Here is a 579-nt window from a genome sequence, read left to right as displayed (position 1 = left end):
GCGGCAGAGGCAGATGTGGATACGGGACAGGCAAGGGACCGCAGCCAAAGCAGTGGCCTCGCCCCCCATTCCGGCCTCAATGGGCTCAGTCATGCTCCGGCTCACGGGGTGCAACGACTGAAGGCTCGTTTCTGGCACGTGCCCCAGACGTCTCCGGCAGCCTCCCCGAGTCGCCTGCCAGGCGGCCGAGAACTGACCGCAAGCAGCTCACTCCAACACCGGCCCCAGCGGGGGTTTGCGGCAGACGTCTTTCACCCTGCCCACGTTGCGCAGTGAACACGGGACGCTCAGGGGTCCTCAGCCCTGGAGGGGTAGGTGCCCCCGATGGCCCGAAGGAGCAGCTCAGACCCCTCGACCTGGCGCACCGGTCAGCACATCAGATGTGCGCGGACCAGATCCTTGATACCCGCTGCCTGGCTGGGCGTCACCGGGTTCGCGGCGGCCTCTCGACGCACCGCCTCGCGGGTCGCTTCAGGCACCCGCACGTTCAGTGCCACGGTCGGCGCGCCACGCCGCGCCGACCCACCAGCTGGTTCTGCGGGGATCACCGCGCCGGGGCTGGGGTTCGGGGTGCCGGGA

At 69.6% G+C, this 579-nt stretch carries 1 protein-coding gene; it reads right to left on the bottom strand.

Annotated features, from left to right (window positions below; genetic code table 11):
* Window positions 1-368 precede the first annotated feature (368 nt).
* A partial coding sequence (locus ACFWJO_RS41095; protein ID WP_386873534.1) for a hypothetical protein occupies window positions 369-579 on the bottom strand: 211 nt, incomplete at its 5' end.

The sequence above is a fragment of the Streptomyces sp. NPDC127092 genome (genome assembly GCF_042722475.1).
In the GTDB taxonomy this organism is placed as follows: domain Bacteria; phylum Actinomycetota; class Actinomycetes; order Streptomycetales; family Streptomycetaceae; genus Streptomyces.
The sequence above is the reverse complement of the archived record's forward strand: the minus strand, read 5'-3'. Positions and strand labels throughout refer to the sequence as shown.